22 protein-coding genes are annotated in these 23,168 nt (G+C 69.8%); 12 read left to right on the top strand and 10 right to left on the bottom strand.

Going from position 1 to position 23,168, the window contains the following annotated elements; all coding sequences use genetic code 11:
* Positions 1 to 241: 241 nt before the first annotated feature.
* From P2L57_RS09210 to P2L57_RS09195, 4 genes are all read left to right on the top strand, one after another.
* Positions 242 to 643 carry a hypothetical protein gene (locus P2L57_RS09210; protein WP_275811260.1) on the top strand — a complete coding sequence of 134 codons (402 nt, stop codon included), beginning with the start codon at positions 242 to 244 and terminating at the stop codon, positions 641 to 643.
* Positions 644 to 854: 211 nt separating this feature from the next.
* Entirely contained in the window at positions 855 to 1,709 is an 855-nt protein-coding gene (locus tag P2L57_RS09205; protein ID WP_275811257.1) for an SAM-dependent methyltransferase, read from the top strand.
* 221 nt (positions 1,710 to 1,930) lie between these two features.
* On the top strand, positions 1,931 to 2,086 hold the full coding sequence (locus P2L57_RS09200) for a DUF6131 family protein (RefSeq protein ID WP_275811254.1): 156 nt from the start codon (positions 1,931 to 1,933) through the stop codon (positions 2,084 to 2,086).
* 24 nt (positions 2,087 to 2,110) lie between these two features.
* Positions 2,111 to 2,653, top strand: a complete 543-nt coding sequence (locus P2L57_RS09195) for a type 1 glutamine amidotransferase domain-containing protein (RefSeq protein ID WP_275811251.1) — start codon at positions 2,111 to 2,113, stop codon at positions 2,651 to 2,653.
* A gap of 24 nt (positions 2,654 to 2,677) precedes the next feature.
* Here the strand turns inward: P2L57_RS09195 and P2L57_RS09190 are convergent, their stop codons facing one another.
* Positions 2,678 to 2,929: a hypothetical protein gene (locus tag P2L57_RS09190; RefSeq protein ID WP_275811248.1), complete on the bottom strand. Its 252-nt coding sequence runs from the start codon at positions 2,927 to 2,929 to the stop codon at positions 2,678 to 2,680.
* A 449-nt stretch (positions 2,930 to 3,378) separates the two neighbouring features.
* Here P2L57_RS09190 and P2L57_RS09185 point away from each other — a divergent pair, with 449 nt between their 5' ends.
* On the top strand, positions 3,379 to 4,362 hold the full coding sequence (locus P2L57_RS09185) for an NAD-dependent epimerase/dehydratase family protein (RefSeq protein ID WP_275811245.1): 984 nt from the start codon (positions 3,379 to 3,381) through the stop codon (positions 4,360 to 4,362).
* Here P2L57_RS09185 and P2L57_RS09180 read toward each other — a convergent pair.
* The 3 genes from P2L57_RS09180 to P2L57_RS09170 form a co-directional block, all read right to left on the bottom strand.
* A complete protein-coding gene (locus P2L57_RS09180; RefSeq protein WP_372515679.1) occupies positions 4,351 to 5,349 on the bottom strand; it encodes an MASE1 domain-containing protein in 999 nt (332 codons plus the stop codon). The genes P2L57_RS09185 and P2L57_RS09180 overlap by 12 nt on opposite strands.
* 64 nt (positions 5,350 to 5,413) lie before the next feature.
* Positions 5,414 to 6,241, bottom strand: coding sequence for a PP2C family protein-serine/threonine phosphatase (locus tag P2L57_RS09175; RefSeq protein WP_275811239.1), 828 nt, complete (start codon positions 6,239 to 6,241; stop codon positions 5,414 to 5,416).
* A gap of 188 nt (positions 6,242 to 6,429) precedes the next feature.
* On the bottom strand, positions 6,430 to 7,056 hold the full coding sequence (locus P2L57_RS09170; RefSeq protein WP_275811236.1) for a LysE family translocator: 627 nt from the start codon (positions 7,054 to 7,056) through the stop codon (positions 6,430 to 6,432).
* 127 nt (positions 7,057 to 7,183) lie between these two features.
* On the opposite strand from P2L57_RS09170, the gene P2L57_RS09165 reads away from it, so the two are divergent.
* The 3 genes from P2L57_RS09165 to P2L57_RS09155 all read left to right on the top strand — a co-directional run bounded on the left by P2L57_RS09165 (position 7,184) and on the right by P2L57_RS09155 (position 11,479).
* Complete coding sequence (locus P2L57_RS09165; RefSeq protein WP_275811232.1) at positions 7,184 to 7,765, top strand: GNAT family N-acetyltransferase; 582 nt, start codon at positions 7,184 to 7,186, stop codon at positions 7,763 to 7,765.
* Positions 7,766 to 8,071: 306 nt separating this feature from the next.
* A complete protein-coding gene (locus P2L57_RS09160; protein ID WP_308292447.1) occupies positions 8,072 to 10,477 on the top strand; it encodes a SpoIIE family protein phosphatase in 2,406 nt (801 codons plus the stop codon).
* 132 nt (positions 10,478 to 10,609) lie between these two features.
* Positions 10,610 to 11,479 (top strand): hypothetical protein, encoded by an 870-nt coding sequence (locus P2L57_RS09155; RefSeq protein WP_275811229.1) that lies wholly within the window; start codon positions 10,610 to 10,612, stop codon positions 11,477 to 11,479.
* Positions 11,480 to 11,512: 33 nt separating this feature from the next.
* Here P2L57_RS09155 and P2L57_RS09150 read toward each other — a convergent pair whose 3' ends face one another.
* From P2L57_RS09150 to P2L57_RS09140, 3 genes are all read right to left on the bottom strand, one after another.
* A complete protein-coding gene (locus P2L57_RS09150) occupies positions 11,513 to 11,743 on the bottom strand; it encodes a hypothetical protein (RefSeq protein WP_275811226.1) in 231 nt (76 codons plus the stop codon).
* 75 nt (positions 11,744 to 11,818) lie between these two features.
* Positions 11,819 to 13,081, bottom strand: coding sequence for a putative hexosyltransferase (locus P2L57_RS09145; protein ID WP_275811223.1), 1,263 nt, complete (start codon positions 13,079 to 13,081; stop codon positions 11,819 to 11,821).
* A gap of 325 nt (positions 13,082 to 13,406) precedes the next feature.
* On the bottom strand, positions 13,407 to 15,476 hold the full coding sequence (locus P2L57_RS09140) for a phosphocholine-specific phospholipase C (RefSeq protein WP_275811220.1): 2,070 nt from the start codon (positions 15,474 to 15,476) through the stop codon (positions 13,407 to 13,409).
* 244 nt (positions 15,477 to 15,720) lie between these two features.
* On the opposite strand from P2L57_RS09140, the gene P2L57_RS09135 reads away from it, so the two are divergent.
* Together P2L57_RS09135 and P2L57_RS09130 are read left to right on the top strand one after the other, a co-directional pair.
* Positions 15,721 to 16,998 carry a VWA domain-containing protein gene (locus P2L57_RS09135; protein ID WP_275811217.1) on the top strand — a complete coding sequence of 426 codons (1,278 nt, stop codon included), beginning with the start codon at positions 15,721 to 15,723 and terminating at the stop codon, positions 16,996 to 16,998.
* A gap of 2 nt (positions 16,999 to 17,000) precedes the next feature.
* The gene (locus P2L57_RS09130; protein ID WP_275811214.1) at positions 17,001 to 17,831 is read left to right on the top strand and encodes a peptidase; all 831 of its coding nucleotides are present in this window, start codon (positions 17,001 to 17,003) and stop codon (positions 17,829 to 17,831) included.
* A 49-nt stretch (positions 17,832 to 17,880) separates the two neighbouring features.
* On the opposite strand, the gene P2L57_RS09125 is transcribed toward P2L57_RS09130, so the two are convergent.
* The 3 genes from P2L57_RS09125 to P2L57_RS09115 form a co-directional block, all read right to left on the bottom strand.
* Positions 17,881 to 18,831 (bottom strand): MvdC/MvdD family ATP grasp protein, encoded by a 951-nt coding sequence (locus P2L57_RS09125; protein ID WP_275811210.1) that lies wholly within the window; start codon positions 18,829 to 18,831, stop codon positions 17,881 to 17,883.
* Entirely contained in the window at positions 18,831 to 19,019 is a 189-nt protein-coding gene (gene tgmA / locus P2L57_RS09120) for a putative ATP-grasp-modified RiPP (RefSeq protein WP_275811208.1), read from the bottom strand. Before tgmA ends, P2L57_RS09125 begins: the two co-directional genes overlap by 1 nt.
* Before the next feature lie 77 nt (positions 19,020 to 19,096).
* Positions 19,097 to 19,498 (bottom strand): hypothetical protein, encoded by a 402-nt coding sequence (locus tag P2L57_RS09115; RefSeq protein ID WP_275811205.1) that lies wholly within the window; start codon positions 19,496 to 19,498, stop codon positions 19,097 to 19,099.
* 850 nt (positions 19,499 to 20,348) lie between these two features.
* Here P2L57_RS09115 and P2L57_RS09110 point away from each other — a divergent pair.
* Positions 20,349 to 20,969, top strand: a complete 621-nt coding sequence (locus P2L57_RS09110) for an aspartate/glutamate racemase family protein (protein ID WP_344184818.1) — start codon at positions 20,349 to 20,351, stop codon at positions 20,967 to 20,969.
* A gap of 182 nt (positions 20,970 to 21,151) precedes the next feature.
* A complete protein-coding gene (locus P2L57_RS09105; RefSeq protein WP_275811199.1) occupies positions 21,152 to 22,990 on the top strand; it encodes a Dyp-type peroxidase in 1,839 nt (612 codons plus the stop codon).
* Positions 22,991 to 23,168 lie beyond the last annotated feature (178 nt).

Here is a 23,168-nt window from a genome sequence, read left to right as displayed (position 1 = left end):
CATGCCCACCGTCAGGTCGCCGCGCCTGCCGAGGGTCCGGCGAACCGCCGTGACCAGGGACGATGGTGCGGGCCCCGGGTGCTGACGGTCCGGTAGCCCGGGCCGGCGGACACAGCGTCAAGCCGGAGTCTGCAGATTATGTCAGTTTTATGGTGATTTGCTTGTAGATGTGGGTTAAGTGGGCACATCCTGGAGTGGAGGAGCGGCAACCCGCCGCGCCCGCAGAAGTAAGGAGAGCGCCATGCGCAAGCCGATACGGCGCCTCGCCGTGGCTGCGGCCACCGGGGTTCTCACCGTCGGAACGTTCGCGACCGCCGGGAGCCTGGCCACCGCGTCAGCCACGCCGCACACCGCGACACATGTCGCCACTGCGAGCATCCGCGGCGGTGGTGGTGGCGGTGACTGGGGTGGCGGCTACTTCGGCCATGGCCGCGGCTTCTTCGGTCGAGGTTTCGACCACTTTGGCTTTGGCTACTTTGGCGGCCGCGGCGGCTACGGCTGGGGCGGCGGCTACGGCTGGGGCGGCGGTGGCTACGGCTGGGATGACGGGGGCTACGGCTGGGGCGACTACGGCGGTGGCGACTACGGTGGCGGCGACTACGGTGGCGGCTACGGTGGTGGCGACTACGGTGGTGGCGACTGACCACGGCCACAGTCACGGCCTAGGTGTTCTGGCCTGATGAAGGCTGGTGAGCGGTTGGTAGGCGGGAAGCGGCAAGCGACCCGGCCCGCCAACCGTTCAGTCGTGTGTCGCGACTGCGGGTCGGCCCGACGAACCGTCGCGGTTGTCCGGCTATCTGCCCCGGATCCGGCTTCGAGGTTTGCCGCGTGATCGCTGAGTCGAGGCAGCAGCTATGACCGAAGAGAACAGGGTGCAAGCGGCGGACGCGGCCCGCGGCTACTACGAGACCGCTGATGTCGACGGCTTCTACGCCACCGTATGGGGCGGCGAGGACATCCACACCGGAATCTACGCGCATGCGCGTGAGGCGATCGCCACGGCTTCGCGACGCACCGTCGAGCGGGTGGCGGCAAAGGCCGCCAACCTGCTGGGGCCCGGCCGTACGGTGCTGGACATGGGCTCCGGCTACGGCGGTGCGGCCCGCTACCTGGCCGCACGCTTCGGCTGCCGGGTCGTCGCGGTGAACATCAGTGAGGCCCAGAACCGGCGGCACCGCGAGATCAACGCCGCACGCGGCCTTGACGAACTGGTGGAGGTGGTCACTGGGTCCTTCAACGACCTTCCTGCATCTGACGGGAGCTTCGACGTAGTCTGGTCTCAAGAAGCCCTGTGTCACAGCGGCGACCGGACCAGGACGCTGGATGAGGCCGCGCGCGTGCTGAGGCCCGGTGGTGAACTGGTCTTCACCGACATCATGGCGACCGGGGACGCTCCCGCCGGGGAACTGGCGCCGCTGACGGCGCGTCTCGCGATGGGGGAGTTGGCTACACCCGGCTTCTATCACCGGCGGCTCAGTGAACTGGGAATGGCACGGGTCGACTTCGAGGACCTGAGCGACCATCTGGTGACGCACTACGTCCGTCTCACCGAGGAAGTGCAAGAGCGTGGCGATCAGTTGACCGACGCCATCAGCCCCGCCTACCTGGACCGTCTTCGGGAGAACCTGCCGCTGTGGGTGCGCGCTGCCCGAAATGGCCATCTGGTGTGGGGGATCTTCCATGCTGTGACCGGTGATAGCGGCCGGTAGCCGAAGGTGGAGCGCGGGCCCATGCGGAGCGTCACCGTCAGGCCGCGCTACGCATACGGACGGTTGCCGATGCCGAAGCGGGGTAGGTGCTCAACGTCAGCCGGAAAGGGCCTCTGGGGGATATCCCCGGAGCCAAGCGGGACCGTCGCTGAGAGTCCTGTGCAGGGCCGCGCCCGGTGGAACCCGCATCGGAAAGATGCACGCCGGATTCGGAGGGCATCATGATCGTCCTCGGCGTCATTGTGCTGATCGTCGGTTTCGTGGCCAAGATCGCCATCCTGTGGACCATCGGCATCATCCTGGATGCCATCGGAGCGATCTTGTGGCTTCTCGGTTCCCCGGGCCATGCGGTTTTCGGACGACGGCACTACTGGTAGAGCAACAGGAAAGGAGCCGCGCTCATGAAGGTCGCCTTCCTTGTAGCCCCCGAAGGCGTTGAGCAGGTGGAGCTGACCGATCCGTGGGAGGCGGTGTACGAGGCCGGGGGAACGCCCAGTCTGCTCTCCACGAAGCCCGGGCGGGTCCAGGCCTTCAACCACCTCGACAAGGCCGACACCTTCAAGGTCGACATGACCGTCACCGACGCCTCGGTGAAGGACTTCGACGCTCTCATCCTCCCCGGAGGCGTCGCCAACCCGGACATCCTGCGTATGGACGGCAAGGCCGTCGCGTTCGTCAAGAGCTTCTTCGGCGCGGGCAAACCGGTCGCGGCGATCTGCCACGCCCCGTGGACCCTGGTCGAAGCCGATGTCGTACGCGGCCGCACGCTCACCTCGTGGCCCAGCCTCCAGACGGACATCCGCAACGCCGGTGGCAACTGGGTCGACGAACAGGTCCAGGTCTGCACCTCGGGACCCAACGTCCTGATCACCAGCCGCAAGCCCGGCGATCTGAAGGCCTTCGAGGATGCCTTCGTCACCGAGTTCACCAAGGCCGGCAAGTGAGCCCCGGCCAGCGGCCAAGTCCACTCACACGGGTGGACCTGGCCGCCGGTCAGGGGTCAACGGGCTCGTTGGCGGCGATTCGGCCGCATGGAACGCGGACACCTGCGCGTCGCTGCCGCACATGTTCAGCGTGCCGTTGTCGATGCCGCCGCTGACCGGTGCCTTCACCGTCTTCGTCCACCGGACCCGTTCGCTGTGGAGCCGGTCCCGAAGTGTTGGCCCGGACTGCCGTTCGCCGTGGGCGCGTTGGTGTTCGGCGCGGAGCTCGCGCTGCATGCGATGGAGGAACCGGAGGAGCCGGAACCACCGTTGCTCGCGCTGTTGTCCCCACGCAGGCGGTCAGGCTCAGGCTCCCCGCCAGGAAAGGCGGTGCGGGTCATGGCGCGTTTTGCGCCAACGACCGGCGAAAGCAGGCAAGTCGGCGTCCGGCGCACTGGAGTGCGGGCAGGATCGGCACATGCCCGGGAGACGTAGGCGCGGCACGCTGGCGGCCGCCTTCGTAGGAGTCCTGGTCGGCGGCGTCGCTGCCCTGGCGGACCTGTGCGAGGGTCGGTTGCCGGTAGAGCCGCACCGCGCTGTCGCCGCAGCGCCTCGGCGTTGAACTGCCCGAACCGTATGTGAACGCCAGTTCCCGCGTTCAAACCCGCGGGTCATCCACCATCGGCGATTCCGCTGAGAGCGTGCGCTGGTTCTCAAGGCGGGTGGCGACGGGCAGAGTCACCGTCATGAGGCTGTTGATGTTGGGTGGTACGGAATTCGTCGGCCGCGCTGTCACCGACGAGGCGCTGGCACGGGGCTGGCAGGTGACGGTGTTCCACCGCGGTCATCATCCGCCGCCGCCGGGCGTGGTCGCCGTCCACGGTGACCGCAGAGCCGTGGACTCTCTGGCGTCCCTCGGTCAGGGGGAGTGGGACGTCGTCGTCGACACCTGGGCCAGCGCGCCGTCGGCCGTGCGCGACGCGGCCCGGTCGCTGCTCGGCCGGGTCGGGCGGTACGTGTACGTCTCCAGCCGCTCCGTCTACCGGTATCCCTGTCCGGCGGGGCTGCCCGAGGACGGCCCGCTGGTGGACGCCTCACCCGATGACGGCGAGGTCGAGTACGGGCGGGCCAAGCGCGGAGGTGAGCTGGCCGCCTCAGGGGTCTTCGGCGACCAGGCGCTGCTGGTGCGGGCGGGGCTGATCCTCGGCCCGGGGGAGAACATCGGGCGGCTGCCCTGGTGGTTGGGCCGCGTCGCCCGTGGCGGTCCGGTGCTGGCGCCCGGGCCGCGCGAGTCGGCGCTGCAGTACATCGACGTCCGCGATCTCGCCGTCTGGACCCTGGATGCCGCCGAGCGGGGGCTCGACGGCCCCTACAACCTCGTCAGCCCGCCGGGGCACACCACGATGGGCGAGCTGCTGGACGCCTGTGTACGCGTCACGGGGGCCGGTGCCGAGCTGCGCTGGACCGACCCGGAAGCGATCCTCAAGGCCGGTGTCGAGCCCTGGACGCAGCTTCCCGTCTGGCTGCCACCGGGCGAGCTGTACGACGCCGTGCACCAGGGGGACGTGTCCAAGGCGCTTTCCGCCGGGCTGCGCTGCCGCCCCGTCGAGGAGACGGTGGCCGACACCTGGAGCTGGCTCCGGGGGCTGGGCGGGGTGCCTCCCCAACGGCCCGACCGGCCCCGTGTCGGGCTGGACCCGGCCGTGGAGGCGGCGGTGCTAGGGGGCTGACCGGCCCTGGTCCTGCGACGGGGGCCAGCGGTGCGTGGTTTCGCCCGGCGCGAGGCGGGCCACCACCTCGGCCAGCGCCTCGCAGGCCTGCTGGATCCTGCGGTGGGTGTTCTTCTGCTCGCTGATCACTGCGGCCAGCAGCAACGCGGTCAGCGCCGCGGAACCGTTGAGGGCCTGCAGGTTCACCATGACGGCGAAGAGCCCGTGGTGGGCGAAGGGCCCGGACTGATGGGTCGCCGCCACCACCGCGAGCACCGACATGAACAGGACACACGGCGCCGCACCGGCCAGTTGGAAGCGCAGGGCCGCCCAGATGAGCACGGGGAAGATCAGGAACAGCAGGGACATCCGGGTGTTGGTCACCAGCAGGGTGACGGCGACCGTGCTGACGAGCAGCGCCGCCGCCTCCACCCACCGGTACCCATGGATCTCCCGGGGCAGCCGGGCCCTGCGCAGGACGAGCAGCAGCGGGGTGAAGACCAGAACGCCCATCGCGTCACCCGCCCACCACGCCGACCACGTCGGCCAGAACCCGCTCACCGGCAGCGAACCGGCGGCCACCAGCGAGCCGGTCCCCAGGGTGGCGCTGACCAGCATGCCTGTCAGCGCGCCCAGGAACACCAGTGCCGCTCCGTCCCGCAGCCGTTCCAGATCGACCCGGAAGTCAACCCACCGGAGCATCAGAAAGGCGCATACCGGGGCGAGTGTGTTGCCTACGATGATGCCGACGTCGGCGGGTTGCATCGGCCCCAGCGACCAGGTGACGAGCAGGGTGCCGAGAGTGATCCCCGGCCAGATCCGCGGCCCCGTGAGCAGCAGGCAGGTCAGTGCGATGCCGGTGGGCGGCCAGAGCGGTGTGACCACCGCACCCGCGATGGTCACCCGCTGTAGCAGGCCGAGCCGGCCGGTCACGAAGTAGGCGGCGGCGACGGCAAGGATCCGAGCAGCTGTTGCGGCGTGACGCCGGATGTCCTCGTTGCGCACCACAGCAGCCATCAGACAGCCCTGCCACCCGGCGTCGGCCGTGACACGCGCTGTGGAGGCGCTTACGTCACCCGGTACCGTCCGTCGCCCCTGTATGGCTCAGGACGAGGACCGCGGCGTCGTCCGTGTGGCCGGTGAGATCGGCCACCTTGATCACTTGGCTGGCCAGCTCCGCCGGATCGGTGCCGACTCCCGCCTTGACCAGCCGCGTCACCTGCTCAAGACCGGTCTCGATGGAGAACGAGGGCCCCTCCACCACACCGTCCGTGAGCAGTACCAGGACTTCCGTCTCCGACATCCGACGCCTGGTCACCGGGTACGCCTCACCAGGCAGGATACCGAGCGGTACGCCCCCGGCGTTCTGGACGATTCCGCCGTCGCCGTCCGCCGTGGCCCACACCGCGGGCACATGTCCGGCGCGAGCGTCGGCCAGCTCTCCGGTCGCCGGGTCGAAGCGGAGGAAGCTGCAGGTCGCGAAGAGGCCGCGGTCCATCGACAGCAGCAGGTCATTGGCCCGGCTCAGCACCTCACCCGGATCGTCCACGGCGGCGGCCACCGCCCGCAGACCGATGCGGATCTGCCCCATGAAGGCGGCCGCCTCGACGTCGTGCCCCTGCACATCGCCGATGGAGAACCCGATGGCCCCGTCGGGCAACCAGAAACCGTCGTACCAGTCGCCGCCGATGTCCAGGCCGTGCCGGGCGGGCGCGTACCGGGCCGCGGAGCGCAGTCCCGGCACCTCCGGCAGCGCGGACGGAAGCAGCTCGCGCTGCAACGCCACCGCCAGCTCCACCCGTGCCTTCTGCAGCTCCGCCCGTTCCAGCGCTTGGGCGGTCAGCCGCCCGAGCGCGGTCAGCAGGTCGTCGGCGGACCGGGTGGGACGGCGTCGGGTCATGGACCCTCCGAGGTGCGTCGGGTCATGGGCCGCTACGGGGAAATACCCGCGCGGCGTATGCCTTTGTCTGAACCGACCCGGCCGGCGCCTCACCGTACCGGCGGGCCTGGCCCGAGCTGGACCTTTGGCAGCCCAGGGAACCCCGCGGTCATCATATCCGCGCCGGGTGGCTTCCGCCGTTCCGCTGCCTACCCCTCCAACGCCAGCCGCAGGCCGAGCGCCACCAGCACCCCGCCCGAGATCTGCTCCATCCGACGCCGCACCGAAGCACGGTCGAAGAGCGACTTCATACGGTGCACGAACCAGACGTACGTTCCGTAGAAGGCGACCTCGAAGAGCGCCTGCAGCGTGGCGAGCCCTATCACCGTGGGGAGTTGGGGCGCACCGGCCGGAACGAACTGCGGCAGGAACGACATCGCGAAGATCGCCGCCTTGGGGTTGGCCAGGTTGACCCAGACACCGGTGCGGTACGCCCGCCACACCGAGCGCGCCGCCGCGGCGGGCTCAGCGGCCTCGTCGGCCCCGCCGGTGCGCCGCGCGGCCCGCAGGGCCTGCAGGCCGAACCAGATCAGCACCGCGGCGCCGGCGTACCGCATGACGTCGTACGCAAGCTGCGAGGCGGCCAGCAGCGCGGTGAAGCCGAGCGCCGCGGCCACACCCCACAGGAAGACCCCGGTCTCGTTCCCGAGGACCGTCGCGAATCCGGCCCGTCGTCCGCCCCGCAGGGAATGGCGGATGATCAGCGCCGTACTCGGCCCCGGCACGGCGGCGATGACCACACACGCGCCCAGGAAGGGGAGGAGGATGCTCAACATCCCGTCATCTTCCCCGTCGTTCGATCGCGAGGCGACCGGAATACCGCGGGGCCCCAGAGCCGGCCAACGCCCTTCGGGCGGTGGGGAACCGACTTGCGCGCACATGTCGTGCCGGGACAATCGGCGTATGCAGACCATCTCATACGCGGAAGCGGCCACCCCGCCGCGGTACCGTCGGCAGGTCATCGCCCTGCAGCACGAGGCGTGGCCGACCGAGGATGCCGCGGCGCGTCAGGTCGATGGGCTCACCCATGACCCCGAGTTGCGGCCCGTTTCGGTGCTGCTCGTCGAGGACGGTACCGTCCTGGCCGCGTTGGACATCCTCTCCCGGCAGATCGCCCACGCCGGTCGGCACTTCCTCGCCGGAGGCCTGAGCACAGTGGTGACGCGCAGCGAGATGCGCGGGCAGGGCCTCGGCCGCCAACTGGTGGCGGCGGCCCGGGAGATGATGGCCGCGGGCGCACTGGATCTGGGCCTGTTCACCTGCGACCGTCCGCTGCGCGCGTTCTACGAGAGCGCTGGCTGGCAGCCGCTGCCCGGCGCCGTGCTGGTGGGCGGGACGCGGCAGTCGCCATTTCCCAGCGACCGGCCCGGCTTTGACAAGGTCACCATGGCGGACTTCTTCTCAGCCGAGGGCCGCCGCCATCGCAGCGCGTTCGAACAGGCCCGCATCGAGTTGTATCCAGGCGAGATCGACAGACTGTGGTGAAGGTGGAGCGGGGCTCTTCGCCCCGCTCCACCGCTTCGGGGAAGGAGCTCGCGGCTGCTTCCCGGGGTGGCGCCACTGAAAGACGTTTGCGAACGCGAATGCATCCGGGCAGCGGGAACTCGGCTGTGAGCGGGTAGCCGGGCGCTCGGCCGACCCGGAGACCGCATTGGTGCGATGCTGGGAGGACCACCGGCTGGCCGCGAAGAAACGCGCCGGGGAAAGGAGAGGCGACGCCTTTCATGAACAGGTGGACGACGTAGCGCGATGGGCACCTTCGACCGCACGACCACAACGCCCGGAGGGCCCGTGCCGCCCTTCGACTTGATGGGCGTGGCGATCGCGGCGGTGGACGCGAAGGGCCGCGTCGTCAGTTGGACCAGGACCGCGGAGGCGGTACTCGGATATCCGACCGCCGAGGTGCTGAACCGACCCGTGGCCCGCCTGCTGATGGACGAGCGGGACGCCGCCCGGGTGGTGGCCACGGTCCGCGGGCGGGAAACGCCGGAAGGCTGGTTCGGCCTGGTCGACGTACGGCACCGGGACGGGCACCCGCTGCGGCTGGGGCTGTGGATCTGGCCGTTGGACGACCCGCGCGGTGAACACGGCTGGCTGCTCGCCGCCATCGACATCGGCCGGACCCCGTGGTGGGAGGTCAACCGCTCAATGCTGGAGCGGTTCCTCGACAGTTCACCGGTGGGCATGGCCGTGATGAGCCCGGATCTGCGCTACGTGTGGCTCAACGACGCGCTGGAGCGCACCGGCGGGGTGCCGCGCGAGCAGCGGTTCGGGAAGCGCTTCGGCGAGGTGCTGCCGAGGCTGGACGCCGAGAAGATCGAGGGGCAGATGCGGGAGGTGCTGGAGACCGGGCAACCCGTGATCGACTTCGAGTACCGCGGTTACACCCCGGCCGACCCGCACCGCGAACACGCCTACTCCACGTCGTTCTTCCGCCTCGATGACACCTACGGCCGGGTGCTGGGCGTGTGCTACATGGTCGTCGACGTCACCGACCGTTGGCGGGCCCGGGAACGGCTGGCCCTGCTGAACGAGGCGGGGGCACGGACCGGCAGCACCCTGGACGTCGGCCGCACCGCACAGGAGCTCGCCGAGATCGGGGTACCGCGGCTCGCCGACTTCGCCGCCGTGGACCTGCTCGACACGGTGCTGCGCGGTGACGCGCCTCGCGCTGGACCGCTCCTCGACATCAGGCAGCTGCGACGGGCCGGACAGAAGTCGGTGCTGGAAGGCTGCCCGGAGTCGATCGCGGCGACGGGGGAGACCGTCAACTTCGCCCCGTCCTCGCCGTGGGGGCGGTGTCTGGCCGACGGCACCTCGTACCTGGAGCCCGTGCTGGACACCGGGCCCGACGGATGGATCACTGAGGACGAAACCCGGTCGGCCAGTTTGCGCAGGTTCGGTCTGCGGTCGCTGATGGTGATTGCGATCCGGGCCCGCGGCAACGTACTGGGCGTCGCCACGTTCATCCGCTGGCAGCGCCCCGACCCCTTCGAGCAGGACGATCTGCTGCTCGCCGAGGAGGTCGTCGCCCGGGCGGCCGTCAACATCGACAACGCCCGCCAGTTCACCCGCGAGCACAGCACGGCGCTCGCCCTGCAGCGTGATCTGCTCCCGCAAAAACTGATCACCCGTACGACGTTGGAGGTCGCGTCGCGCTACATGCCCGCGGGCGCCACCGGCGGCGTGGGCGGTGACTGGTTCGACGTCATCCCGCTGTCCGGGGCCCGGGCCGCCCTGGTCGTCGGTGACCTCGTCGGACACGGGATCAATGCCGCGGCCTCCATGGGCCGCTTCCGCACCGCCGTCCGCACGCTCGCCGACATGGATCTGCCACCGGACGAACTCCTCGCCCACCTGGACGACCTGGTACTCCCACCGGCCGGGGAGGAGCTCACGGAGGAGGACGCACAGGCCTCCGCGGGAGTGGGCGCCACCTGCCTGTACGTCGTCTACGACCCGGTCACCCGCAAGTGCGCGATGGCCCGGGCAGGCCACCCGCCGCCCGCGATCGTGTCACCGGAGGGCACGGTCAGCTTCCCGCCACTGCCCGCCGGGCCGCCGCTCGGGCTGGGCGGCATGCCGTTCGAGAGCGTCGAATTCGAACTCGCCGAAGGCAGCCTGCTGGCCCTGTACACCGACGGCCTGCTGGAGGCCAACGGACGGGACCCGGAGGCGGGACTGGCCCAGCTGCGCTCGGTTCTGTCCCACCCGGACCAACCGCTGGAAGAGCTCTCCGGAGTGGTGCTGGACACGATGCTCAGCGGGCCTCCCGATGACGACGTCGCCCTGCTCCTCGCCCGTACCCACGCCCTCGGTGCCGACCATGTGGCGTCCTGGGGGCTGCCGTCCGATCCGGCGGTGGTGGCCGAGGCACGGGTCCTGGCCACCCGCTGTCTTGAGGGGTGGGGCCTGGAGGACCTGGTGTTCACCGCCGAAGTGATCGTCAGCGAGCTGGTCACCAACGCCATCCGCTACGCGTCGGGCCCGATACAGCTGCGCCTGATCCGGCAGGCCTCGCCGATCTGCGAAGTCTCCGACTCCAGCAGTACCTCGCCGCGACTGCGCCATGCGCGTACCACCGACGAAGGAGGCCGCGGCCTGTTCCTGGTCGCCCAGCTCTCACGGCGCTGGGGTACCCGCTACACGCCCGACGGAAAGATCATCTGGGCGGAGCTCTCCCGGAACGCTGCGTAACCCCCCGGATGGTCGACCCGCGGCGTGCCGAATGACCGGTTTTCGACCCGCGTTCTACCATTGGTTTCTCGCCGACGCTACAACCTGCATGGTATTGCTCAGCGTGACCGACGGCAGCAAGGAGAGGCTTGCATGACCCGTAGGCGGACCAGCACCGTACCGGGCAAGAGCCGCTTCGACGACATCTACGACCAGCCGGACCCACGCGCCTACTTCCGCAGGCTCGAACCGTTGGCATACCGCATTCCGCACCACGCCCAGCCAGTGTTCCGGCGTGTGCTCACCGCACGTGACGCGACGCCCGGCCCTCGGGGTCCGTTCGCCGTGCTCGACCTGTGCTGTTCGTACGGGATCAACGCCGCGCTGCTCAACCACCATCTGACGCTGGATGAGCTGTACGCGCACTACACCGGCCCGGAGGCGCGGGCGTGCTCGCGAGCCGAACTCGTCGAGCGGGACAAGGAGTTCTACACGTCCCGCCGCCGAGCCGACCCGATCCGTGTCCTCGGGCTGGATGCCGCCGGAAACGCCGTCCGGTACGCGCAGGACGTCGGACTCCTGGACGACGGCTTCGTCGAGGACCTGGAGTCCGCCGAGCCAAGTCCGCGGCTGCGGCGCGCCATGGCCGGTGTCGGCCTGATCACCGTCACCGGCGGAGTGGGCTACATCTCCGCGCGCACCTTCCAGGCGCTGCTGGAGTCCGCCCAACTCCCGGTCTGGGTGGCGGCGTTCGTGCTGCGCGCCGTGCCGTACGAACCGGTGGTCCGCTGCCTGGCCGCCCATGGGCTCGCCACCGAACGGCACACCGCGCGCACGTACCCGCAGCGGCTGTTCACCGGCACGTCCGAGCAACGCAGCGCCATCGAGGCGCTCACCGCCGCGGGCCTGGACCCGGCGGGCAAGGAGGCGGACGGCTGGTACCACACGGCGCTGTACCTGTCCCGGCCCGGGCAGGCGCAGCCGGGGTTGGAGGTCCTGGTGTCCGAGGCGGGCATCGGATGACGGTGTGTCACCAGCCGGGTGGCGACAGCCTCATCAGGGGTCGTGCCGTCGGCGGGTGAGCATCGCCACCGACAGCGCCAGCAGGGGCCCCTCGACGACGAGGCTCAGCACGCCCAGCGGCTCGCCCCAGTTGCCGAGGCAGAAGGGGTCCTTCGCCCCCGGCACTCCGCCCTGGTCCACCACATGGATGGTGGCGACCGCAGCAGGGCCCCCGGCCCACCGCGGCGCCCGGGCGGACGCCAAGCTGTCGTATGGCGCGGTCATACGGTTCACCGCCTCCCAGCGGGGATGTATGCCCCTGTATGGTCCCTGTTCCCCCGATATCGATATGGGCCGACTCTAGAGCGACGAGGCGCTGTTGAACGTCAGATACAGCCCGAGTCCCGCTGAGATGACGGTCGCGGCGCCGACCGCCAACCCGGCCGCGAGGCGGGATCGGGCCTGGGCCGCAGTGGTCGCGAGCGGCAGCAGCAGCGGGAAGACCGGGAGCAGGAAGCGGGCGCGCGACAGGAACGCCCCGGCGTCGCCGAGCGTGATGGTCAGCATCGCGGCGCTGAACACCAGAAGTACCGCCGGCTGTCCCTCAGTACAGCAGTAGCCGAACAGCACGACCGCCGCCAGCAGCACCACCGTGACCGCGATGGCGCTGATCCCGCAGGCCATGGGGTTCCGCAGGACCTGGAAGACCTGCTCGGCGGTGGTGACCCCGAAGTCGAAGTGGGAGTTCCACGCCAGCTGCACGGCGAAGTACCCGTCCCAGCGCCCCAGGCGGTGTCCCACCCACCCCACGAAGCCGAACCAGCCGAGGGGCGCGATGACCGCGCCCAGCACCGGCCGCCAGCGGAATCGTGGCTGCCGTCGCAGCCACCACGGTACGGCCTGCCCGTGGCGCCGCCGCCACAACTGCCCCGCGGCCGCGGCGGCCACCGCGGCGGCCACCGCGATCCCGGTCGGCCGGGTCAGGCATGCCGCTGAACTCAGCCCGCCCGCCCAGAGCCAACTGCGGGTCAGTACCGCGTACAGCGCCCACGCGGTCAGCGCGGCGAAGAGGGCTTCGGTGTAGGCCAGGTTGGCCACTACCGCGTGCGGCAGCGCCGCCCACTCCAGTGCGGCGGCAACCCCCGTCCGGCGGCCGTACAGATGCGCGGCGACCGCGAAGATCCCGCACGCCGCGGCCCCGGCCGACACCCATGCCACCAGGAGTGCGGCCCACGGAACGGACACCGGCAACGCCGCGTGCACGGCCTTGACGGACATCGGGTACAGCGGGAAGTACGCGAGATCGGAGTAGCGGTGGCCGTGCGCGTCCGGCGTGGGCAGGGCCTCCGGGTAGCCCCGGGCCGCGATGCGCAGATAGGCGGTGGCGTCCCACAGCGTCCCCATCCGGTGCCACACCGGTACGGCCCGCCATGCGCCCCATGCCGTGAACAGCGCCAGGCTGACCGCCCGGATCGCGGCATAGCCCGCCAGCGCGGGGGCGGCATGGCGTAGCGCCCCGGGCCACTGCCGGGGCAGCCGGGACGGTCGGGCGTCGAGCGGTGGCTCGGCGGCGGCCTGCGGCGGATCGCCGACCAGGCGGGTGTTCTGTGTGAGTGTGGACATGGGGGAGCGTGTGGGGGGATCGGGCCGCGGGGGTGAGCCCAAGGCGGGGACGGGTGCTGTCGCGCTGGTCGCCTGTCGGGATGGCCGCGTCAGCTGTTCGGCGGCGGTGCCGAGGCGGGTAGCGTACTCGCGTATTCCGTCCCGGCCGGTGCACGTTGACGGGGAGTTGACCGCGACCTCGATTCCCAGGCCGGGGTCGGTGGGCGGACCCCCTGGTCGGTGCCCAACTAGGGCCCGCGGCCCACCGGGTAACGCGACGAAAGGTGCCGCCCACCGGATTCCACCGGCGGACGGCACCTTTCGTCGTGCGGGAGGGCGATGTACCTCAGTGGGTGGCGATCGCCGGGTCGCTCGTGCTGACGTGACCGGTTTCCACGTGACCGGCCAGGCGGCGCAGGAACGTGCTGTCGTGGTCGGAGGAGACGGACAGGTCGTACCAGCCGTGGCCGCGGCGGGTGTTCGCGGTGTGGACGACCTGCGCGCCGGGCCGCAGGTGGTACGCGGCCCGGTGGTCGTTCCCGTAGCCGTCGGTGACGGTGAGCTTCACGGTCGTGGTGCCCGTGTTGGTGAGGACCAGCCGGACCTGCCCGCTGCCCGCCTCGTTGCGAGCGCTGACCTCGGGGCCCGCACCGGCCGGGCGGCCCTTGAACTGCCGTACGAAGCCGTTGGGCCCGTGCGCCGTGAAGTCGTACTCCGCGTGCTGCGACGAAGCGAGGCTCCAGTGGCCGGACAGCTGCCGTCCGGCCTGCACGGTGTAGGTCCACGGTCCGTCCGCATGTGCGGCGGACGCGACGTAGAAGGTGGCACCGGCCTTGCCGTGGCTGGCGAAGTCGATCGACAGCTGGTCGCCGCGGGTGCTGATGTGGCTGTCCGCGGACAGGTCGTACGGCAGCGGCCGGGCGGGTCGCAGTCCCGGCTCCTGCTTGGGCAGCGCGGGGTTCGCCGGGAGCTTCGGCACGTAGTCGGGGTGCCGGTTGTGGTCCGGCGGGATGTAGCCGCTGGTGTCCGGCAGCGTCGGCACCTTCACGTTCGACTTCGAGAAGTCGAACGCCGTGGTCAGGTCGCCGGTCACCGCGCGGCGCCAGGGGGAGATGTTCGGCTCGTGGACCCCGAAGCGCTCCTCCATGAAACGGATGATCGAGGTGTGGTCGAACACCTGGGAGCAGACGTAGCCGCCGGTGCTCCAGGGCGAGACCACGAACATCGGCACCCGCTGGCCCAACCCGTAGGGTCCGGCGACGCTCTTGTCGGACCCGGAGGGGCTGAACAGATCCCCGGTGACGTCCACCGTCGACTGCCCCTGCGCCTTCGAGGACGGCGGGTACGGCGGCACGACGTGGTCGAAGAAGCCGTCGTTCTCGTCGTAGGTGATGAACAGCGCGGTCTTGCTCCAGACCTCGGGGTTCGACGTCAGCGCGTCCAGCACCTGGGAGATGTACCAGGCGCCGTAGTTGACCGGCCAGTTCGGGTGCTCGGTGAACGCCTCGGGCGCCGCTATCCAGGAGATCTGCGGAAGCTTGCCGGACTTGACATCGGCCTTGAGGATGTCGAAGAAGCCCTGCCCCTGCTTGGCGTTGGTGCCGGTGCGGGCCTTCTCGTACAGCGGGCTGCCCGGGGCCGCGTTGCGGTACGCGTCGAAGTACAGCAGGGAGTTGTCGCCGTAGTTGCCGATGTAGGCGTCCTGGGTCCAGCCCCAGGAGCCGTTGGCGTCAAGGCCGTCGCCGACGTCCTGGTAGATCTTCCAGGAGATCCCGGCCTTCTCCAGCCGCTCCGGGTAGGTCGTCCAGGAGTAGCCCTTCTCGGCGTTGTCGATGACCGGGCCGCCGCCGGTGCCGTCATTGCCGACGTACCCGGTCCACATGTAGTAGCGGTTCGGGTCGGTGGGGCCGAGCAGCGAGCAGTGGTAGGCGTCGCAGATCGTGAACGTGTCGGCCAGCGCGTAGTGGAACGGGATGTCCTTGCGCGTGAGGTAGGCCATCGTGGTCGCGGTCTTGGCCGGTACCCACTGGTCGTACTTGCCCTGGTTCCATGCCTTGTGGCCGCTGTCCCAGCCGTGGTCGAGATCCTGGAGGAACTGCAGGCCGAGGTTGTCCGCGTCCGGGTGGAACGGCAGGACGTCCTTCGCGCCGTCGGACTGGTACCAGACCGGCTTGCCGCTGGGCAGGACCACCGGACGCGGGTCGCCGAAGCCGCGTACGCCGCGCATCGTACCGAAGTAGTGGTCGAAGGAACGGTTCTCCTGCATCAGCACGACGATGTGCTCGACGTCCTGCAGGGTGCCGGTACGACGATGGGCCGGAATCTCCGCCGCGCGGGCGATGGCGCCGGTGAGCAGAGAAGTGGCGGCTGTGCCGCCAGCCAGTTGCATGAATCTGCGGCGGTTGATTCCGGTCATGAAGAGCGCGTCTCCTTGGCTGGGCTGCGGTGTTACAGGTCCGGTGGGAGTCTCATCAAGCGATCGAGAACGGTAGTCGGCGGAGGCGGAAATCCATGGGAAAGCCTCCGTTAACCTCCACCCTTCATGATCATCTGCCACTGGTTCCGGGCATCAGTTCTACCGTCCCGAGGCGCACGAATCCATGGGTGTGCGGTCAACGACCGTGGCGAGAAGGTGAGCTGAAGATCACTACGATCGTCTGGTGATCAACAGAAGACGGTACGCGGCCGGCCTGCTCAGCATGCTGGCCGCTTTGACGATGCTCGGCGCGCCCCCTGCCGCCGCCGACGAACCCACCACCAAGGAACCGCCCAAGGTCGAGCTGGTGCTCGACGACAGCGGCTCGATGCGAACCGCCGACATCGACGGCCGCAGCCGGATCTCCGTCGCCCAGCAGTCCTTCGACGAGGTCGTGGACGCCCTCCCCGACCAGACCCAACTGGGCATCCGGGTACTCGGTTCGACGTACCCGGGCAACGACAAGGCGGTCGGCTGTCAGGACACCCGGCAGATATCGCCGGTCCGCCCGGTCAACAAGACCGAGGCCAAGACCGCGATCGCCACCCTGCGCCCCACTGGCTGGACCCCCATCGGGCTCGCGCTGCGCGCCGCCGCCAAGGACCTGGGGACCGGTGAGACCACCCGGCGGATCGTCCTGATCACCGACGGCGAGGACGACTGCGCACCCCCCGACCCCTGCGACGTCGCCCGGGAACTCGCCGCCCAGGGAACCCACTTGGTGGTCGACACCCTCGGTCTCACCCTGGACGACAAGGTCCGACGGCAGCTCACCTGCATCGCCTCGGCAACGGGCGGCACCTACACGGCCGTTCAGAGCCAGAACCAGCTCACCGGCCGACTCGACCAACTGGTGCACCGGGCCAACGACACCTACCAGGAGACCCCGCAGCAGGTGTCCGGGACCGAACAGTGCGCCAGCGCACCGATCCTGGCACCCGGTGTCTACGCCGACCGCGAGCGGTTCGCCGAGCACCGCTGGTTCCGGGTGCCGGTGCGACCCGGGCAGGAACTGCGTGCCTCGGTGAGCGTCGCGCTCGACCGCGCCCTCAACCCGGACTACGGGGTGCTGCTGCGCGCCACCGCCCAGGACGGGCGTGAGCTGGTCCGCGGAACCGACGCCGGCAGCGGGCGCACCGATGTGCTGTCCGCCGGGCTGCGTTGGTCGGACCAGGGCGCCCCGGCGACCCCCACCGCGTCACCCTCGCCCTCCGGTTCGGCGCCGAACACCGTCTGCCTGGTGGTCAGCAACTCCTTCTCCGCGCAGACCGCCGCGCAGCCCGCGCCCGGCATGCCCCTGGAGCTGACCGTCGACGTGGTGTCCTCCTCGGCCGCCCCGCACGGTCCCGACCTGGGCCGCGGCTGGGCGCTGCTCGCCATGCTGGCCGTGGTCGGCCTGCTCGCGGGTCTGCTGACCGGTTGGCTCGCCCGCTGGCGGATCGCGGTCTGGAAGGAGAACTGACCATGCGCGCCATGCCACTTGCCGCGGTGCCCGCCGCGGGCGTCGTCCTGCTGCTGTCCGCCGCCGGACCGGCCGCCGCCGACGGCTCCGCCTCGCCCAGCCCAAGTCCCAGTGCGAGCTCCACGGTCACCACCGCGGGCACGTCCTTCCTCACCGCGACCACCGTGCGGCCCGGACAGTCGGCGAAGCTGTCCGCCTCGACCGGCGACTACCTGTACTGGTCGTTCGCCGCCGCGGCCGGTCAGACCGACCGGGTCGAGGTGACCATCACCCTGCCGCCCGCCGCCAGCCGCCACGGCAACGCGACCTGGACCGTCGAGGCCTTCGACGGTCTGCGCCGCCGCCAGGCCTGCACCGCGGGCGCGCAGACCGTCACCGCGGCAACCGGTGACACCACCGTCTCGCTCGGCTGCACCCTCAGGCAGGTCCGCTCATGGGCCGAGTCCTGGTCCGGCGATCCGCTGCCGGGCACCTACTACCTGCGGCTGTCCGCGACCGATCTGCCCGAACCGGACCTCGGTCTGCCGATCCAGACGGATCTGCGGATCACCGCTCAGAACGGCGACGCCCAGCCGGACGGCGCCACCCTCAAGGCCCCGCTGTCGCCCCCGGTCAACCCCGGAGCGACGCTGGCGCCGGACGCGGTCCCCTCGTCGGCTCCTTCGGCCGCCGCCTCCGCGCCGCGCCCGGTGGAGCGGGCCAAGGGCTGGTTCTCCAGCCTGTCCACCCGATGGCTGTGGACCACCGCGGGCGGCGTGCTCGCGGCCGTCGCGGGCGTGGCCGGGTACAGCCTGACCCGCCACCCGCGCCGCTGGTTCTCCACCGCCCGCTGATCGGGTCCGGCCAGGGGGTCGCATGCGCCCTCTGGCCGGGGTGGTCCGCCTAGACCGGACGCCGGAGCCCTGCGAGCCAGCCGGCTATCGCACGGGAGATGGGAAGTCCGGCGGCCAACTCGATGAATCCGAACTGGCCGGAGGCGTTGCATTCCAGGAAGTGCCAGCTCTCATCGGCGGTGACCGCGAAGTCGAATGCTCCGTACACCAGTCCGGCGAGCTTCATAAAGCTCTCGGTCTTCTTCCTGATGTCCGGCGGTACGGCGACGCCGCGCCACCGTACGGTCTGCGGATCCGCGTAGCGCCAGTCCAATTCCGCCTGCCCCGGGGAGGACTGGTCGGCGCGCGCGCAGAACATTTCGGATCCCACAACGGTCAGGCGTATGTCGCTCCGCTTGTCCACCAGCGTCTGCAGACAGGTGGGCGCTTCGGCGACGGCCGCGAAATCCGTGCCGTCGGGTACCGGCGTGGTGGGCAGGGCCAGTGGCGGATCGTTCGGCGCCTGGCCGGAGACCGACTTGCACACCAGCGGCCCATGGGCTTCCGCGAAGCCTTTCGCGTCAACGGGCACACTGGTGAACGCCGTTGCCGGGACGTTGAATCCGACCGTCTGGGCGAGTACGAGCTGCCGCATCTTGTAGCGGCACGCGGTGTGCGCGTCCGGGTGGTTCATCCATCGCACGCCGGTCAGCGCCCGCAGCGTCCCGTACCAGGCGTGGTCCGATTCCAGCGCCACCCAAGCCGCCTGGGCCCGCGCGCCGTTGCCCGGCGGGCCCGGGCGTCGCACCCAGATCGCTCGAACATCGCGAAGGTCGGTGCTGTGGTGTTCGGTGGTGATCCTTCCGGTAAGGGCGCCGGACGCGAAGCTCGCGGTGAGGGACACCCTTTCCGGGAAGTCGGCCGGGTCGACACGCAGCACCGGTGCGTCCATCGCGTTGAGATGGTCGACGACCATGTCGGCGGTGACATCCTCAGGACGGGTGAGGATCAGAACCGTCATCAGTCGTCGAAGTGTGTCTTGGACCCGGCGGTCGAGGTCGTGGAACCGGCTTCGAGCAGAACCTTGTGGTTCCGCACCGCCGGGGTGCCGTCGGCGAGGACGTTCAGCTGCTGCTCCGGGTCGTAGGCGAAGGACGTCTCCGGCTCAGGTATCGGGCGCCGGGCGTAGGTGAGGGCAAATGGTCGCATGGCCTTTCCAAGGTGTCGGGGGATGCCCGCGTTCGACGCGGTTCTCCTGTGGCTCCGGGGAGTGCTTTGCGGTGCCTTCAGTCCGCTGGGCTGCGACGCGCGGATGGTGGATCCGGTATGCCGGTCACCGCGACCAGAACCGCTTCGTTGACGCGGAACTCCGCCTGCAGGACCTGGAATTCGGCGAGTCCGGGAGCCACGGATATCGGGCTCCAGGTGATGACTATGCCCACGGCACCTTGGTCGAGGGCCGCCTTGACCCGCGTCCACCCTTCGCGCTTGTTCAGCGGGGCGTTCGGGGTCTGCTCGATCACGGTGTCCACAACCCACCACGCCCGCTGCGCCGCATGGATCCGGCAGAGATCCGCCAGCCGCTCAGCGGTTGCGGTATCGGGTTCGCAGACATAGACGATCGTGGGGATGGGACCGTGCCTGCCTGGAGCACCGTCAGTTACCGGTGGATAGCCGTTAGTTGCCATCAGTCGCCAATTCCTGCATCTCTTCGTGCGCGTCTGCGCCGCGAACCATCGGGCGCGCACAGTCAATGGAACATACGAGGAAGCGCGGGAGTGGGTTCGAAGGCGCCGCCGGCCGGGGCTCCTTCTTCTCCACCGCCGCCAGGGCGGTGTCCGGGACACGGCAGGGAAACCACCGGCGACCGTTCCGACCTGAACCCGGTCGTGGCCGGGTAGTTGAATATAACGGCCGTCGGCTGGTGCTCTGCCAGGCGTGCGGGGGGATCGGGGCTGACACGACAGGAATGACGACGCCAGGGCCGATACGGTTGCGAAGCCGCCCAGTTGAATCAGGAAGTCCCGATGGGTGCTGAATTCCCGGACGGTGGGTGGAAGCGCAGGCGGGTTGACGGAATGCAGCCGCGTGCCCACCAGGAGTGATGTGGCTCGATGGTAGTCGGTGGACTTCCGCGGTAGCGACAGAACCATCCGCTCCGCGCGCCCCGAGCGGCTCACGGCTATCGGTATTCGGAGGGGCGATATCCGCGTGCCTATTGGATATCGCTGGGCCGGCGGGCGTGCGGCGGCGGTCAAACGGCCGCCGCCTGCGCGGGTCGCCGGCGGTCCAGCCGCGTAGGGTGGCCGCCGACTCGTGAACTCGGCGCCCGATCCAAGTCGTTGGGCTCATGAGTGAGATCTTTACGATGAAGGCTTAAGTGCCAACGCGGATGACGGCACATCACATCGTGACACCGCGGGAGACCCCATGCACCACCTCGGCATTGTCGCGCACAGCTCTGAAGGTGCCGCGCTGTGCTTCCGGTCCTTCTGTCAGGAAGGTTTCCGTGAACTTGGCCCGCATGAACATCCCGATGTGACACTGGACTTCATCGCCCTGGCACGCAGCATGCCGGCCTGGGACGAAGGGGACTACGGCTCGATCCGTGCCACGCTGTCCGTGAGCGTCCGGCGCGTCGCCCGCGCGGGCGCGGACTTCTTCGTCTGCCCGGACAACACGGCGCACCAGGCGCTCGAACAGCCCGGGGAGGATCTCGCGCTTCCCGGCCTGCACATCGCCGAGGTGGTCGCCGACCGGGCCGCCCGCGACGGACGCACCCGCGTGGGCGTGCTGGGCACCAGCTATCTGATGGACGGTCCGGTCTACCCCAGGGCCCTGGCCGGTCGCGGCATCGGCTGCGAAGTTCCGGAGGCGGCAGACCGCCAGGTCATCAGCGGCATTATCTTCGAGGAGCTGGTGAACGGCGTCCTCACCGACAGCTCGCGGCGCAGTTACCTGCGTGTCATCGAGCGACTGGCCGCCCGGGGCTGTGACGCGGTCGCCCTGGCGTGCACCGAGATCCCGCTCCTGGTCACGCCCGACGACTCCGCGCTGCCCACGCTGGACTCGACCCGCCTGCTGGCCCGTGCCGCCTTCGACACCGCCGTCGGGCATCGCGCGCTGCCGACATGGCGCGGTGGGCCCGTCGCGGACTGACGGCGGGACGGATGGCGACGGCCGTACGCCCGGATGCGGGCCCCGGTCCACCGGCGGTACTGCCATGGGGTGAGCCCGTAGCGCTGTCGGGGTGAAGGACGTCCACGGCCGTCTCGCACCGCCAGGTCGCCCGGGTAGCCCACAGGTCGGAGGGGTCTCATTCCGACTTGGCTGGAGGAAGCATGAAATCGTCCGCCGCTGCCCTGAAGCTGCGGGAAAGCCGGGAAATCCAGGGCGATGTACTCGCCGGTTTCCGGAAGGATCAGATGACGCTGCTGTTCCTGAAGTTCCAGGACGAAGCGAAGGCGCGCAGGTGGCTCAAGGGCCTGATCCCGCAGATCTCGACCACCAGGCAGGTCGCGGCGTTCAACAAGTCGTTCAGCGACGCGCGGCGCCATTCGGGCGGCGACGATCCGGGAGCGATGAACGCGACCTGGATCAATGTCAGCTTCACCCATCCCGGTCTGAAGTTCCTCACCGGCGGCAAGGAACCCATTCCCGGCAACCCCGCCCCGGGCACCACCCGGGCGTTCAAGGAAGGCGCGGCCTATCGGGCCGGAATCAACGGCGACACCGGTGACAATTCACCGGAGGACTGGCTGTTCGGGAACAGCGTGGGGGAGGAGGTGCACGCCGTACTCACCGTCGCGGCGGATCGGCCCCAGGACCTGCGGGCCGCCCTCACCAACCAGCGTGAGGACGCGGTGCGGAACAAGGTCCTGATCATCTTCCAGCAGGACGCGGCGACACTTCCGGTGCCCCGGCGGGGACACGAGCACTTCGGCTTCAAGGACGGCGTCAGCGAACCCGCCGTCCGCGGTTTCGACGAGGCCGATCCAGCCGATCCGGACTACGAGCACGGAAAGCCCGGAACCCGGATCATTCCCGCCGGAGAGTTCGTCATCGGCGAGGAGCGCGCCAGCGAGCATCTGTCGGCGGTTCCCGAATGGGCGCTGAACGGTTCCTTCCAGGTGGTGCGGCGGCTGGCCCAGGATGTTCCCGGCTGGTGGGCGCAGGTGCGGGAGCAACTGGAGGTGCTCAAGGAGCGCAAGGCCGTGGACCGCGGTGCCACCGCGGAATGGCTGGCCGCCCGGATGGTGGGCCGCTGGCGCTCCGGCACACCGGTGGCGAAGTGCCCGGACGCCGAGAACTTCTCCGATCCGGACGCGGCCACGGACAACGACCTCAGCTTCAAGGACGACCCCGACGGGCTGCTGACCCCGCTGTTCTCCCACATCCGCAAGTGCAATCCGCGGGACGGCCTGGTGGACGGCGGTGAGCTCGTCGACGAGAAGTTCATGGCCCGGCGCCGGATGATCCGGCGTGGCGCGCCGTACGGCCAGCCGTTCGACCCCGCGGGCGGTCAGGGGTGCGGCCCGGACTCCCCACGCGGGCTGCTGTTCATCTCCTACCAGGCCGATCTGGTCACGCAGTTCGAGTTCTGCCAGCAGGCGTGGGTGAACGACCCCGACTTCCCGCACGGCCGCGGGAACCCCGATGACCCGGACGGCGACCGCACACCCGGCCGGGACCCGATGATCGGCCTGGAGAGCGAGATCGCCTTCGAGGGCGAGTCGGGTACGACGAAGGTCACCTTCGGCCAGTTCGTCAGAACCGAGGGCGGCGTCTACACCATCGTCCCGTCCATGACGACGCTGAAGAGGCTCTCCGGCGGTCGGCTCCCGGACAACCTGGTGGTCTGTGCCCCGACCGTGTTCAAGGCCGGTGACACGGTCGACTCGGGCCAGGCGCGGCTGGTGATGGAGAAGGACGGCAACCTCGTCGTACGGGGCCGTGGCGGCAAGGTCCGGTGGTCGACGAACACACCGGGCAAGGGCAACCAGGCGGTCTTCCAGAGGGACGGCAACCTCGTCGTCAAGGACAAGAAGGGCAAGACCGTGTGGCAGTCGGACACCGCCGGCCGCAAGGGCGCGCGGCTCGTCGTGCAGACCGACGGCAACGTGGCGATCTACTCCAACTCCAACGGCAAGCCGGTATGGCACACGGACACGGCCGTCTGACCCATGACGACCAGGGTCCCGGGACCGTGCACCAACCCTGCCGGGCCCCGGGGCCCAAAGTCAAGGCAACGGCGGGTTGGGGGTCCCAAACCAAAACACCCGACCGGGTGTTCTGTTACCACGAGTCCCAGCTAGGCACCCCCCCGCCGGGGATCACGAACAAAAAATTCTATACCCG

The sequence above is a fragment of the Streptantibioticus ferralitis genome, from assembly GCF_029223525.1.
GTDB lineage: Bacteria > Actinomycetota > Actinomycetes > Streptomycetales > Streptomycetaceae > Streptantibioticus_A > Streptantibioticus_A ferralitis.
The sequence above is the reverse complement of the archived record's forward strand: the minus strand, read 5'-3'. Positions and strand labels throughout refer to the sequence as shown.